This is a genomic window from Paenibacillus tundrae, assembly GCF_030812775.1.
Lineage (GTDB): Bacteria > Bacillota > Bacilli > Paenibacillales > Paenibacillaceae > Paenibacillus > Paenibacillus tundrae_A.
The window spans coordinates 162,234-175,881 of the sequence record NZ_JAUSTI010000012.1 but is presented as its reverse complement, the minus strand read 5'-3'; the positions used below and the strand labels follow the sequence as shown (position 1 = coordinate 175,881).

General features: G+C 46.0%; 12 protein-coding genes and 1 CRISPR repeat array. Of the genes, 2 read left to right on the top strand and 10 right to left on the bottom strand.

Going from position 1 to position 13,648, the window contains the following annotated elements:
• Positions 1–248 precede the first annotated feature (248 nt).
• Positions 249–1,631 carry a transcriptional regulator gene (locus tag J2T19_RS20250; RefSeq protein ID WP_307218925.1) on the bottom strand — a complete coding sequence of 461 codons (1,383 nt, stop codon included), beginning with the start codon at positions 1,629–1,631 and terminating at the stop codon, positions 249–251.
• A 213-nt stretch (positions 1,632–1,844) separates the two neighbouring features.
• On the opposite strand from J2T19_RS20250, the gene J2T19_RS20245 reads away from it, so the two are divergent.
• The gene (locus J2T19_RS20245) at positions 1,845–2,390 is read left to right on the top strand and encodes a hypothetical protein (RefSeq protein WP_307218923.1); all 546 of its coding nucleotides are present in this window, start codon (positions 1,845–1,847) and stop codon (positions 2,388–2,390) included.
• 79 nt (positions 2,391–2,469) lie between these two features.
• Entirely contained in the window at positions 2,470–2,685 is a 216-nt protein-coding gene (locus J2T19_RS20240; protein ID WP_307218922.1) for a hypothetical protein, read from the top strand.
• 229 nt (positions 2,686–2,914) lie between these two features.
• Here the strand turns inward: J2T19_RS20240 and J2T19_RS20235 are convergent, their stop codons facing one another.
• The 9 genes from J2T19_RS20235 to J2T19_RS20195 all read right to left on the bottom strand — a co-directional run bounded on the left by J2T19_RS20235 (position 2,915) and on the right by J2T19_RS20195 (position 13,400).
• Entirely contained in the window at positions 2,915–3,115 is a 201-nt protein-coding gene (locus tag J2T19_RS20235) for a hypothetical protein (RefSeq protein ID WP_307218920.1), read from the bottom strand.
• A 168-nt stretch (positions 3,116–3,283) separates the two neighbouring features.
• Positions 3,284–3,854: direct repeats of the CRISPR family, unit length 33 nt; unit sequence ATTTCAATCCACGCACTCCATACAGAGTGCGAC.
• A gap of 206 nt (positions 3,855–4,060) precedes the next feature.
• The gene (gene fni, locus J2T19_RS20230) at positions 4,061–5,128 is read right to left on the bottom strand and encodes a type 2 isopentenyl-diphosphate Delta-isomerase (protein ID WP_307218918.1); all 1,068 of its coding nucleotides are present in this window, start codon (positions 5,126–5,128) and stop codon (positions 4,061–4,063) included.
• Positions 5,129–5,379: 251 nt separating this feature from the next.
• On the bottom strand, positions 5,380–6,864 hold the full coding sequence (locus J2T19_RS20225) for a phytoene desaturase family protein (RefSeq protein ID WP_307218916.1): 1,485 nt from the start codon (positions 6,862–6,864) through the stop codon (positions 5,380–5,382).
• On the bottom strand, positions 6,861–8,021 hold the full coding sequence (locus tag J2T19_RS20220) for a glycosyltransferase family 2 protein (protein ID WP_307218914.1): 1,161 nt from the start codon (positions 8,019–8,021) through the stop codon (positions 6,861–6,863). The genes J2T19_RS20225 and J2T19_RS20220 overlap by 4 nt, the downstream gene beginning before the upstream one ends.
• Positions 8,018–8,785 carry a lysophospholipid acyltransferase family protein gene (locus J2T19_RS20215; RefSeq protein WP_307218912.1) on the bottom strand — a complete coding sequence of 256 codons (768 nt, stop codon included), beginning with the start codon at positions 8,783–8,785 and terminating at the stop codon, positions 8,018–8,020. The genes J2T19_RS20220 and J2T19_RS20215 overlap by 4 nt, the downstream gene beginning before the upstream one ends.
• The gene (locus J2T19_RS20210; RefSeq protein WP_307218910.1) at positions 8,754–9,521 is read right to left on the bottom strand and encodes a carotenoid biosynthesis protein; all 768 of its coding nucleotides are present in this window, start codon (positions 9,519–9,521) and stop codon (positions 8,754–8,756) included. The genes J2T19_RS20215 and J2T19_RS20210 overlap by 32 nt, the downstream gene beginning before the upstream one ends.
• A complete protein-coding gene (locus J2T19_RS20205; protein WP_307218908.1) occupies positions 9,521–10,393 on the bottom strand; it encodes a phytoene/squalene synthase family protein in 873 nt (290 codons plus the stop codon). The genes J2T19_RS20210 and J2T19_RS20205 overlap by 1 nt, the downstream gene beginning before the upstream one ends.
• Entirely contained in the window at positions 10,390–11,853 is a 1,464-nt protein-coding gene (locus J2T19_RS20200; protein ID WP_307218906.1) for a phytoene desaturase family protein, read from the bottom strand. Before J2T19_RS20200 ends, J2T19_RS20205 begins: the two co-directional genes overlap by 4 nt.
• Complete coding sequence (locus J2T19_RS20195; RefSeq protein WP_307218904.1) at positions 11,850–13,400, bottom strand: phytoene desaturase family protein; 1,551 nt, start codon at positions 13,398–13,400, stop codon at positions 11,850–11,852. Before J2T19_RS20195 ends, J2T19_RS20200 begins: the two co-directional genes overlap by 4 nt.
• Positions 13,401–13,648 lie beyond the last annotated feature (248 nt).

Here is a 13,648-nt window from a genome sequence, read left to right as displayed (position 1 = left end):
TTTCGCCATAAAAAAATATCCCCTCCAAGTCTCACTTGAACCCTCATGATAACATGAAGGTTTTTTTAAGTGTCTACTTAAAGGGGATAATACCATTACATGGAGTTTTTATAACTATTTTTACTATTCAATAGATTTCGGCTGTTTAGGTTCCAAGTCCATGACTGTTTGTAGTCGTTCTAGCAGCAGGTGCCTGTTCTATGTCGCAAGCGTGAACCATTGACGGAGCGGTTATCGTCACAATAATACTACAAGTCGCTATAATCAAAACTAATTTTTTTATCATTTAGATTTTGCACCTCACCAATTAAATTTTGGTACCGGGAAATGACTGTATCCGTTGCATGTGTCCGATATTTCTCGAAAACACCTATACATTTCAGCATACTCACCCCACTGTTAATTTCAATAGAACATGCTAGGCTATCTAATAAAGATTCGAAGCCTTTAACATAATTTTTTTTCCTAAGATGATATGTCCCTAGACCCAATAGTAATCGTACATAACGATCACCCGTAAGTTGACTACTAACTTTTCCAACCTGATTACTTTGATCTTTATACAGAATCAACGATTCATACTGGTTAAGAACTTCATCAATATTCAATTCAAATTCATTGGCAGCAGCTACAATTTCACATAATGCCGGAAACACTTCATGTTCTCTACTAGATATAAAATTCAGATAATCGTTCAGCACATACACTTGCCCATCTCTCAGCATATACATGAAGCGGTTAGCTTCAGCCCACTCACTAAACTGTTGAATAACAATTTGTTCTGCTTGGTTAGGAGAATTCACCCAAGTTGGGTGATTGTACTGTTCTACATAATCTAAGGCCATTTTATAATTTCCCAGATAGAAATATGCACTTCCTATTACCAAGTAAGAATATAAAACATAGGATATACTTTCTTTTTTAGCATTATCCCTCTTAGCTCGGCCATAAAGATTATAATTAATCATTGATTTCAATCTTAATTTCTCACCTAATTCTAACAACTTGTCCCAGCGTCGTAATGAAGCATAAACATTAATCAAGTCATTCAATCCATCCAACTGATAGGGCTCGTCGAGACGATCTACAAAAAATTCGAATTGGGTAGCTAGTGACAAGTTTTTTTGCTGATCTTTACAAAGTCCGATAGAGAATAAACGATACTGACTCAGAGCCAAACGCTCGGAGTGCTGCATCTTCTCACTCTCGGCCACACAGAAATAAAGGGGTTTAGCCGCTTCTAGCCTCCCTTCTGCATATAGTTGTTCAGCCAACTCAAATAAGAGAGGAGCGTAAGAAAGATTATCCATTAATAGTTTAACGGTCGCTTCGATACACTCCACTCTACCGAGTTCGGCACAACGTTTAAGAAAAGGGCCTATTCTCCGCCAGTCAGGATTCGTATTAACAAAACACTCATTTATGTATAAATCATAGAAATATCCCTCGGGTAACTCCATCCCCGCAGTGAGTCGATCTAATTGCTGAACACCTATGGGACGTTGCCCACTCAACGTACTACTGAGCGTGCCTGAATTAATACCTGATAATTCGGAAAAAGAGTTCAGTGTCATATGTTTACTCTTAAGATAATCTTCGAAATGGTCGCGAATTGTGGTAAGTGAATTCAAGAGAACACCACCTTTCAATAAGAAATTAGGCAACGGTCAATAAAATTATACATTATTTTTACAATTAATATCAATATTTTACTTGTAAATTTTTCCCTATGATTGAAACTGTGAATTACTCGGATTCATATCCATCTAATAGTTAAAAATAATAGACTGCTATATCATTTAAAACTTCCACATAAAAAAGATGCAATTTCTCTATGGAATGGATTGTCTAAAGAAGAAAAAGAAGCTGCTCGTGATTTTGCCCAAAGTGGCGCTTCTGAAGTTGAGAAGTTCACACAAGCTCGTGTGAGTGATTCGACATTAAAACAAAATATCGCTCAATTGCCAGAAGATCAGGCATTAGCTGTATTAGTAAATCTTATCCAGGTTGGATACAACGTAACAACAGATAGCCCTATCACTGCTAACGCAGTAAATACTTACTCACCATCACAAACTTATGAAGCCACGAATTTGTTTGGTGGTACGTTGTATACCTTCACCCATAAGATTACTTTTAGATCAGATGGGAGTTGGATGGTTTCACCTGCTCCTTCCAGAACAGTCACCCCTTCGGTGAAAACCATAGGATGGTCATATGAAGGTGCAACAACGGATGAGCAACGTGGTGGTGTAAACTTCAATTTCTATGAATCAAATGTTGTGGGATATTTCAAACTTAATGTTGTTTATGATGTTCAACATAACTATCCTCGAATCTTTCTTAAAGGGTGGGCGAACGGAACATATGATTACAGCGTAGGATTATAAATTGATGCAACATTTTTTCGTCCTTAACGTATAATATATATATTAACTGTAAAAATATGGACGAAAGGAGAGGTTTTCAATGATTGCCTTTTTGTTGCTTGCTGTAGCTGTCATGTTGTTCTTTTCAAGTAATGAGAAGCTAAAGCGTTACGCTGCTTATGCTTTTGGAGGACTTGCTTTGACAGCCGTTATTATACTGGCCTTTACAATGGAGACAGGAACAAACTCCAATTCAGTTACAGGTTCTGAAAAAGCTGTGGTAGTTGAAAATGTAACTCTCGAACAGAATAAGTAAACTAAATGGGCGGCCAAGGATGGCCGTCTTTCTAATCTTCACCTTTTACGGACACAATTCAATCAAACAGTTCCGTGCGGCTTTTTTTATTTCAATACATACCCAGGCGTTATCGAAACTTAATTTAAATATGCCATTTATTCCCTTTTAAAAACGGCTATGAAAAGGATTGTCTTTTTCACAACCTTTAAAAGAACATATGTCCTCGTTTGATCGAGTGGTGATCAGATTATCGTTCAGCCAGCAAATCGTGATGGGTCCCGTTCATTGCTCGCTTACCCATAGACACTTTCAATAGAAAAAGTAACAAAGTGACGAACCACCAGACAATAGCAACAACAAAAATGACAGTTGCCACTTCTCCTGCAAATAGCAGAACCCAATCCACCTTATCCAGTGTTTTTGGATCTACCGTATGTATGGTTTTCATTTGCTCTATATAATTTATATTTGGATCAGGCGCAGGCGTGTTGATATCTTAGGAATATACGCCAGTTCCATTTTCATATAATTCACTTCCTTTAAGAAGAAGAGCCCTCTGAATTAGAGAACGCTCTGCATTAAAATTTAATTTTTCGAGACTCCTTCTGGGACTACAATTTCAATCCACGCACTCCATACAGAGTGCGACCAAGCGTTGGGGCATAGGTACAAGGTGGATGGTGTGATTTCAATCCACGCACTCCATACAGAGTGCGACTTACAAACAGCATCCAACTGGTTCATGTAATAGAATTTCAATCCACGCACTCCATACAGAGTGCGACGCCCACCAAAGGAGAGATAACACACATGACTTATATTTCAATCCACGCACTCCATACAGAGTGCGACGAGGATCGGACGGGGCAACGATTACCTATACATGTATTTCAATCCACGCACTCCATACAGAGTGCGACCATGGAGCCGCACCGTACATACCTACGATTTTTTATTTCAATCCACGCACTCCATACAGAGTGCGACGTATTGGGGTGGTAATATGATCAGCGAACTAATATTTCAATCCACGCACTCCATACAGAGTGCGACCACCAGTATTCGCCGCATAATCGATTCTCGAACATATTTCAATCCACGCACTCCATACAGAGTGCGACGCTCAGTTATATGGTGTTGAGCCCAATGTGGAGATTTCAATCCACGCACTCCATACAGAGTGCGACAGCGAAAAATAACGTAACAAAGATGAAAATACGAAAAAGTATTACGCAACTTCATATTTTCAAGTTACATCATCTAAGCTAATAGAAAAAATCATTACCAAAAGGTTACACAAACAAGATTTTCGACAAGATCTGAGGTGCGAATCCCCCGGGGAAATCATGTGAGCTTGGGGTTCGCACCAGTCCGCAACACCCTATCAATTATACTATCGTCTCTCAATAAGTCTCGACGTACCACGCAACTCATCTACAGTCCCAGCACCAATACCGAACATCACGGTGCGTAACTCGAATTCAACCTGCTCTAGCCGCTGGCTTAATGCTTCATCAGAAGCAACCGCTGATCCGAGCAGTGAGCGTCCGAACCCGGCAAGGTCAGCGCCAAGTGCGATCGCTTTAGCCGCATCGACTCCGCTATGCAGACCACCGCTGCCGATGAGCGCTCCTGCTGGATTCAGCGTACGCACCTCACGGATACAATCCGCTGTTGGAATGCCCCAGTCTGCGAATGCTTCTGCTGCGGCACGTCGTACCGGATTGCTATTCCGATATTTCTCGACCTGCACCCAGCTCGTGCCGCCAGCACCTGCTACATCCACGAAGGTTGCACCTACTGCATATAACCGCTGTGCCATCTCTCCATCCATGCCGAAGCCTACTTCCTTCACACCGACGGGGACATCCAGCTTCGCGCACAGCTCCTCGATCCGATGTAACAGCCCACTGAAGTCAGTGTTGCCCTCTGGCTGAAAAATCTCCTGCAAGCTGTTCAGATGCAGCACAAGCATGTCAGCACCCGCAATGTCCACAGCACGCTGGAAGTCAGCAGTGGTGAAGCCGTAATTCAGTTGCACTGCACCAAGGTTGGCAATGACTGGGATGTCCGGAGCCCAGCGCCGTACTTCGAAGGTATGTGCTAGTTCGGGCTGTTCCACGGCAGCCCGAATTGAACCTACGCCGAGCGCCCAGCCTCTGGTGTTCGCTACACGCGCCAGCCGCTCATTGATGGCGCCAGTCGTTTCGCTTCCGCCCGTCATCGAACTGATGAGCAAGGGCGTACGTACTTTTTTTCCAATAAAGGCCGTCTCTAGACTCACCTCGTCGAAGTTCAATTCAGGCAGTGGATTATGACGAAACGCATACCGCTCCATCCCACTGGTTATCCCTTCCCCTGCCACATTCTCCTCAAGACAGAGGCGCACATGTTCCAGCTTCCGTTCGCCTGTAGCCACTTCAGGAAGCAGTCTTTTGCCAGCTCGCTCTTGTTCGTTCATGATGAGACCCCCTTATGTGAGAATTGCGCTGATCGACAGGATAACCTGCCCACTTTCCTACTTCTAATCATGGTTTATAGCTTGCACTTCTATGTATCGTACAAACGCTCTCGTTTGCAACGTATCGGTTCAGCGGTTGTAGACGCTATTTGGCATCAACTCTACCAGTATACCGTTCCATACTTATGAATGAAAGGTTGCCCCGAAATACAATGAATTGTACGTTTGAATTCCGGGGAGTTCTTCCGTCTTTATCTTACGCTCATCTTAGAAGCAATCTGTTCCCCAACCAACTGACCAGACAGCGTTACGATGGGGGTTCCACCACCCGGATGTGTTGTTCCGCCAACATACCACAGTCCGCGCACATCTTTGCTCCGATTGCCTGGTCTTGCAAAGGTCTGCTTCACCGAGTTGGACGAAATGCCATAGATAGAGCCTTGATGCGCAAGCGTATCCTGTTCGATCTGCTTAGGCGTATAACGGATGAGGACGTCCGATTGTTTCAATCCCGTGATGCCCCGTGCTTCCAGTTGATCTAACACAAACTCGCCATACCGCTCCATCTGCTCATCCCAGTTCCACGCATCCGACAAATATGGAGCATTCACGAGAATGAACAGATTGCTTGCACCTACAGGCGCTCTACTCGCTTCCGAATAACCGGAGTAGCAGATATAGATCGTTGGATCGGTTGGCATTTGGCGATCACGGAAAATGTCCTTAAACTCCGGTTCATACTGCTCCGGAAAAAAAACGGTGTGATGTAGCAATGCATCGTACTGCTTGCGTACACCTGCCAATGTAACAAAACCGGAAATGGACGGCTCGTATTTGGCAATACGGGCATCCGTCATTTGTTTACGATATTTAGGTTCGACCAGCAAACGATTAACGCTTAGTACATCTCCATTGGCAACCACTTGATCTGCTTCCCGGAAGCCTTGATCCGTATCTACCCCGACCACCTGTCCATTCCGAACAACAATCTGCCGTACCTGAGTCCCGGTAACGATCTGAACGCCTTTTTCCTGTGCCAGCTTCACCATACCTGCAATTAATTGATAGGTTCCACCTTCGACGCCGTAGATGCCTACATCTGCTTCGACATGTCCCATCATCGCAAAGATTGAGGGTGCTTGATAAGGTGATGACCCAACATAGGTGGCGTAACGGCCAATCATCGCTAACGTGTGTGGATGCTTGAAGTAGGATCGAAGCAGCGTATCCAGCTTAACCGTTGGACGTACTCTTAACAGACTGCGCAGCATCTGCAGGTTATATTTTTCTTTGGGGGAGATGAGCAGTTTACCGAGAAAATGTTGATTCGCTTCCGCATAGAGTGCAGCCGACTCATTCATAAAAGCATCATACTGGAGCGCATCTTCCGGGCTATATACCGCAATCTGCTCCTTCATCCACTGCCGATCCCGAGACAGATCCACCACCGTACCATCTGCAAAAACATTACGTGTACGCGGCTCTAACTCATACAATCGCACATAATCCTCCATCTCAACACCTGCATGCTCAAAGACCGAGCGAAATGAAGATGGCATCGTAATCGTACTTGGGCCGCGGTCAAAATGGTATCCGTCCTTCTCAATCTGCTGCAGCTTCCCTCCAGGCTGCTGTTGGCGTTCCAGTACGGTCACCTGCACGCCTTGTGAAGCCAATCGAATAGCACAGGATAAGCCACCGAACCCTGCGCCAATAATGATGATGCTTCTCTTCAATTATACCGCCTGCCTTTCCATACATACCCTTTGCCGGAGCGCCCTGCCCGCCACGAAGCAACGCCAATTGCTATAACGCAGGCCATGCTAATCGGTTGCAGGAGTGCAAGCCACCAAGGCTGTCCCCCAGCATAGTCCGCAACTCTTTTTACCGCCATGCCCAGCAGAGTTCCTGTGAGCCCATACATAAGAGTGGTCATATCGCCAGTGAACACACCGAAGATCAACCCGAGCGGCGGCACCAGATACATCAGCGTATACATCAACAGCGTACCCAGCAGGAGTGCATCCTTGCGCCCTAAGCCTTCATACATATTTTTCTTATACCCATTCCACACTTCCGAGCCATTCTGATACATTCGGGTTGTCGTCACGTCATGCACATCCGCCAGCATAACCGGGTGACCTGCACGTTTTACTGCCTTGGCGAGGCTCATGTCATCTACCAGATGCGCTTGAATAGCAGCATGTCCCCCAGATGCTTCATAACTGGAACGATGGATCAGCAGGAAGGCTCCTGTAGCAGCAACGAAGAGCGGGCTGGACGACCTGCGTATCATAAAAATAGGCAGATGACTAATAATGGTGAACACCATCATCGGTACGACAAGCTTTTCCATCCATGTCTTCGTGACCTGGTAAGGGAAACCTGTTACTAAGCCTCCACCTTGCTCTACGCCTGCGGCAAGTGTCTGCCGAATGGCAGTAGGGTTCAATCGTACATCCGCATCGACAAACATATACCACTGTCCCGCCGCCTCTTGAATCAGCCGGTGACAAGCATGGGATTTCCCCATCCAACCTGGAGGCAGATCAACGCCCTGTAATAGACGTAAACGTGAATCCTGATTCGCTATACGCTGAATGATCTCAGCCGTATCATCTTCAGAGCGGTCATCCAGAACCAATACTTCCATGCGGAAGCCAGACGTATCACTCGCAAGCACACTTTCCAGACAGCCTTGAATATGAAGTGTTTCATTACGTGCTGGAATCAGCACAGAGACAAGAATTTCCTCGCCTGAGGCAGAACGTAGTATACGCTGGGCATCCAATGAATGTACCTTAGGCAAGCAGGATAGATTCCATATCGCAAACAGCAATTGCATGCCTAATACACCAGTGAGAACAATCCAACCTATTTCAGATGCAGTCATCGCTTACGGCTCACCTGCTTCCGTGCGGCATCGTATTTTTCACTCGTAGAAGAACGATGACGAATCAGCGAAGTCGCGTCCTGCAATTGACCTCGTACGCTGTTCATCAGCTCTGTTTTGTGATCATCTAACTGCTGTTCTAACACCAATCGAAGTTTGGCGGCAATCTCATCACTCTTCCAAGCATGCCAGTTTTCCAGGATTGGCAGACCTGCACGCATAGAAATTTCCGGTAAATCATGCTGAATCATGCCATGACACAGAGTCACAGGTACAGCAATGGCTCCTGGCGAGCGCCGGAGCAGCAGCCCAATTCCCGGACGAAATTGGATCGGTCTGATATCTTGATGCAGAATCTCACCTTGCGGAAAGATCCATACCCTTTTGCCTGCATTTAGTAGTTCTGACGTGTATTGCATAGACTCACGGATCGCCGATGCACTCTCCCTGTTGATGGAATAAGCACCTAGCTTCCGAAAAAAAGCAAACCGCTGTAGCTGCTGTTCTTCCATCATCACGTAGTGATCGCCTATCGAAGTCTGCTGCGTTGCATGATAGAGCAGCAGACCATCCCACCAGGAACTGTGATTCATAAAATAGATCACGGGTCTCTTCGGCTCGATCTTCATCTCATAGCCGGGAACCCGGTGCGGATCAAGCGAGCCTGAAAGTGTAAATGAACGAAAACGCCGACGCAGTAAATAATAGTGGTTATACCGTGAGAACACATGGTTAAACGATTTGGACTTTGCGGCGCGAATCATACAGCCAGCTCCCTTCTGCCAGAAGCACGCCAGCAAGTGCAATCACGAAGCTACCTGTAATGCCTTCCTTTAGTGCAAGCACACCGAACAGAAGGATAAACAATTGATATAACCATTTGGCGCGCAGCAGGGTGCTTCGGTCGCCAGGCATAGCCGGAAGAAATAGAGAAAGAAATGCGCCCATGATAAACCAACTGACGAAATTCGTCCACGGAACTCCATAGAGGCCACCGGGTGCCTCCCAATGCCAGAAGCCACGAGCATGAGCAACAGGATCTAGCACAAAATCCATTAGTACGGCCCAAAAGCCCGTTTTAATTGCACGCACCCACTTGCTTCTCCAAGTTGAACCACCTCCGCTCAGCAACGCCGAGTTGCCGACGACAGCAATCCACGCAAAACCGAGTGTAACAGGTACGCTAAATAAATGAATACCAAAAAAGTCAGAGTAAGAATATGCTCCAAATGGCCACTCGGTGTGAACGCCCAGCCATTCAATGCCCATTCCTCCAAGCCATATGATGAATGAGGCCAGCCAGAGACTGGGTTCTTTCCAAATGACTGACCGGTCGGACATTCCAGTTCGGTACCGTCCCTTGTAGATTAGATCTAGCACGTATAACGCATAGAAGATTAAGAAAAGTCCGTTAGAGAAGGATAGGACATCCGGCACACCAATCGTAAGCATCAATATAGCGCCGATCGCATACCACACCCAATATAAACCTTGAACCATTAGGAAACCGCCGTTCGGGAAGCCTGAAATGCCAGCATTGGATAACGCTTCACAATCGCTCCCAGCATCTCCAATTTCAGTTCATCGGTAACATAAGCACGTTTTGAATACACGTCATATTCATTACGCTCCACCGCATGTAAGATCGTTGAATAAAATGCAGCTGCCAGTTCAATCGCAAACGCACTATCCACCGGATACGTATCTAGACGATCCATTCCCACGCGGAACCAGTCCAGTGCAGCGACCTTCAATTCATGAACGATCGCGATCCAGCGTTCGTCAATCACACCATTTTGCCAATCAAGCTCCGTATATCCATGCTTCTCCATCACTTCAAGTGGAACATAACGTCGTGCTCTTGCCCGATCTTCGCCCACATCCCGAATAATATTCACGATCTGCATGCCTTTGCCCAGAGCAATTCCGTTGACTGCCACTTCTGCACCATTATCATCACGTAGTACAGGCAGCAACATCTCGCCTACCGTTCCGGCAACAAGATAACAATAATGCTCCAATTCCTTCATCGTTGTGTAATGCGTAACTTCCAGATCTGTGAGCTGTCCTTCCATTTGACGGAAAAAAGGTCCCTTATCCAGATGTGGAAAGCTTGCAAATAACCATCTCAGCGCTGGCCATATGAAATGTCCTTCCGCTTCATCCAGTTGTGTAAACAAATCATGAATCTCATGGATGGTATATGCCGATTGGTCCGGCTCATCCACGCTATCATCAATCATGCGACAGAACGCATAAATGACATACACTGCTTCACGACGCGGACTGGGAAGGCCTTTAAAGGCTTGATAAAAAGAAGTCGAACCTTTCTTCATCAACTCTTCGCACCTGCTCAAAATTGCTTCGTTCATGTTCCCATCTCCTTCATGAGTTGATTTACAGCCATACGCGCACCCTGCATCACGATCGGCACTCCGCCACCTGGATGTACTGATGCTCCCGCAGCATATAGCCCCTTAATTGCAGGAAACGGCTTAGGTTGTGGTCGATATACCCCGGATTGGAACAGAACCGGCGCAATACCGAAGCTTCCACCGCCATACAGTCCATCGCGCTCTGCATCTGCTGGCGTTCTTACTTTTTTCCATTGGATCGCAGCACGCAGTCCCGGGAACCCACGTTGTTCTGCTTCTTCAAGCACACGCTCTACGAGCATCTCACCTTCCTGTGACCAATCCACGCCTTCCGCATCCGGTACTGGAATGAGGAAATACAATACGCTCTGGCCTGGAGGTGCAGCCGTCTCATCTAATGCAGCCGGGTTAAATACGTAGAATGAGGACTTATCTGGAATTCGGCGTCGCTCGAACACTTCACGTAAACTCCCATCAAGGCTTGGAGGTAAGAAAAATTGATGTGTCGTCGCATCCTCCCATTTTTTGTCTACTCCTAGATAGATTAACACACATCCAGAAGAAGGACGATACGGCTTGCGTTTGCGTGGTGCTTCAGAGATGTCTCCAAGTAAACTGGATAAGTGAGGAAAGTCGCCATTGTAGATCACAGCGTCCATAGGCTCGAAGCCGTCTGCAGTTTCAATTCCTTCACATTTTCCTTGGTTAATCCGGAGTTCGGTCACTTCGGTGTTCAATACAACGCGTCCACCGCGCGCAATCAGTTCCTTTTCCAATATACCTGGCAGTGCGGCATAACCGCCTTTGACCATCCATATTCCATATTGATGTTCCGCATAAGGTAACAATGAATAGATTCCAGGTGTCCCGAACGGTGATCCGCCGATGTATAAGCTTTGTAGCGAATACGCGTCGAGTAATTCTTCGTGTTCAAAATAATCGCCTACAGCCTTCCGCACACTTTTGTGTGCACGCAGTCTGCCCATCAGCGACATGAGGGACGGCGTGAAGAAATCTCTTTTTCGAGGAAAAGCTCGCTCTAGAAATGCTGCACGTCCTGCCGGAAAGAGTGTATCCATATCCGTCATGAATCGGTTAAACCCTTTACTCTCACCCGGGAACAGACGCTCAATCTCTTCTGCCTGAAGTGAACGGCTGGTCATTTTGGTCATGACTCGACCACTGCTGTAATGAACCCTGTATAGGGGGTCACAGCGTAACAACTCCACCTTGGAACGATCTACACCCGCTTCTTCCAAAATACCTAATAACATCTCTGGCAGAAGTACAATCGTTGGCCCTTGGTCGATCCGGTATTCTCCCTCTTGTTCGAATCCGATCCGTCCACCAACGCGTGAACCTCGCTCATATACCGTAACATCCCAACCTTGGCGATTCAGCAATAACGCTGACGTTAATCCTCCAATGCCTGCACCTATAATCGCCGCGCGCTTCATGAATGACCTCCAGCTTCTGCCGACTGTTGTACATAAGGGGTTGGGCGAGACTGTGTGCGTGCATCTTCTTCTTGGATAAGTCTCACGCTAATTCGTGCAGATTCAAAAATTGTAGGCAATCCGCTACCTGGATGCGTTCCACCACCAACAAGCCACACTTGCTTCAGCTCTTCAAATTGGTTATGTGGTCGCAGATACATCATTTGACCCAGATTGTGAGCCATATTAAACGTTGCTCCGTTGTATACATCCAGTTCATTTGCCCAATCAAGCGGCGTAAACATCATCGATTCTTCAATGCGACTACGAATGTCTGCCAGCTGAGGAATCGCCTCCATCCGCTTCATCATTGCTTCGCGAACGTTCTCCCGTTCCCTATCCCAATCAATGTCTCCTGTAAGGTTCGGAGTCGGCATAAGAACATAAAGTGCAGATTTTCCTGCCGGAGCTAGCGTCGAATCCAGCTTAGAGGGGTTATGAATATATAGAGATGGATCAGCGGACAACACTTTGTGCTTCGTAATCTCGTCTACGTTCACTCGGTAATCGTCTGGGAAGTACACAGAATGATGCGGCAGATCGATCTCGCCATCTACACCGAGATACAGCATCGCTGTAGAACAGGAGTACTTTTTCCGTTTCATCTTCTCAGGTGTATATTTCTTAAGGACGCCTGGCTCGAACAGATTCGTTACGGCATGTGCGAAGTCTGCATTCACAACAACATGATCTGCTTCAATACGTTCACCATTCTCAAGCAATACACCTTCTGCACGACCATTGCGGACAATGACCTGATCTACGGGGCAGGATGTATGTATTCTTCCGCCGAACTCTGTTATCACATCAGCCATGGCATGGAACACACGGTTCACACCACCGATTGGATGATACAGTCCATACTGATGCTCTATAAACGATAGAATTGTGAATGTACCAGGACAATCCCAGGCAGACATGCCCAAGTATTTGGATTGAAACGTAAATGCCCAACGTAGTCGCTCATCTGTAAAGTATCGTGATAAAATTCCGTACACCGTATTATTGATATCAAGCTTAGGAAGAGCTGTTATCGCGTCTTTGCGCAGATAGTCCGTCAACTTACCAAAGGGTCTACGAAGTAATGGCATTACTTTACCGAATTTCACTTCTTCATCTTGCATGAACCGAAGATAGTTATCTTCATTACCGGGAAACAGTTCCTTAATCTGCGCGGCTGTTTGCTCCCGATCCCGAGAAGGCGTGAATACTTTATCACCAAAGTTCAGTGCATATAGCGGTGTCAGTTCCTTCATGTCCACATAATCGGATAGCTTGCGTCCAACGACATCGAACATCTCTTCAAGCAATTGTGGCATCATCAGAAACGTTGCGCCTCGGTCAAACTTATATTCACCGAGTTCAAGTCTGGAAGAGCGTCCACCAATGACAGGTTGTTTCTCATAAACATCCACTTCGTATCCTTGACCGGATAACAACATGGCTGCTGCAAGCCCACCTGGGCCTGCGCCAATTACAGCGGCACGTTTACGTTGTTGATTGGGCATTAAGCCACTCACCTTTCTTATCTTGCTACGCTATTCTTATAGCTTCTAACCTACTATTAAACCATTCAACAACATTCTAAGCGGATAAAACATCAAACGTTATACAAATATAATACAAATATTATACGACCTTGTAAACTGTACATTCTGCACTTCCTGTTTAATGCACATAACATCGGATTGAATGCAAAAAACACCCTTACCGCAATTGCGTTCAAGGATGCTTATAATCAAGCTTATTTATGCAA

Coding starts and splice junctions, on each gene's coding strand:
- J2T19_RS20240 (WP_307218922.1), top strand. CDS start 2,470: ATGATTGCCTTTTTGTTGCTTGCTGTAGCTGTCATGTTGTTCTTTTCA.
- J2T19_RS20235 (WP_307218920.1), bottom strand. CDS start 3,115: ATGAAAACCATACATACGGTAGATCCAAAAACACTGGATAAGGTGGAT.
- fni (WP_307218918.1), bottom strand. CDS start 5,128: ATGAACGAACAAGAGCGAGCTGGCAAAAGACTGCTTCCTGAAGTGGCT.
- J2T19_RS20220 (WP_307218914.1), bottom strand. CDS start 8,021: ATGACTGCATCTGAAATAGGTTGGATTGTTCTCACTGGTGTATTAGGC.
- J2T19_RS20215 (WP_307218912.1), bottom strand. CDS start 8,785: ATGATTCGCGCCGCAAAGTCCAAATCGTTTAACCATGTGTTCTCACGG.
- J2T19_RS20210 (WP_307218910.1), bottom strand. CDS start 9,521: ATGGTTCAAGGTTTATATTGGGTGTGGTATGCGATCGGCGCTATATTG.
- J2T19_RS20205 (WP_307218908.1), bottom strand. CDS start 10,393: ATGAACGAAGCAATTTTGAGCAGGTGCGAAGAGTTGATGAAGAAAGGT.
- J2T19_RS20200 (WP_307218906.1), bottom strand. CDS start 11,853: ATGAAGCGCGCGGCGATTATAGGTGCAGGCATTGGAGGATTAACGTCA.
- J2T19_RS20195 (WP_307218904.1), bottom strand. CDS start 13,400: ATGCCCAATCAACAACGTAAACGTGCCGCTGTAATTGGCGCAGGCCCA.